Annotated in this window: 1 pseudogene; it reads left to right on the plus strand. The window is 55.9% G+C overall.

Annotated features, from left to right (window positions below):
* Window positions 1-96 precede the first annotated feature (96 nt).
* Window positions 97-222, plus strand: a pseudogene (locus tag HMPREF0298_RS12350) (IS256 family transposase); the annotation flags it as partial.

A 222-nucleotide genomic window follows, 5' to 3' on the forward strand; every position in this document is an offset into this window, starting at 1 on the left:
CCTGTAGCTGCCGGTGACGACCTCATGAATGCGTGAGGCGACCACCGCAGTAGCTTTCGACTCAACTCCTACATCTCCTCGAAAGGACAACCTGCGATGGCCGCTGCTCCCCATTCTATTGACCCGACTACCTACCTTGACGAGTTGCTCGCTCAAGCATCCCCCGATCTCATGCGAGAAATGCTTCAAGGCTTCATCAACCAGATCCTCTCCACCCAAGCC

Source organism: Corynebacterium lipophiloflavum DSM 44291, from assembly GCF_000159635.1.
GTDB lineage: Bacteria > Actinomycetota > Actinomycetes > Mycobacteriales > Mycobacteriaceae > Corynebacterium > Corynebacterium lipophiloflavum.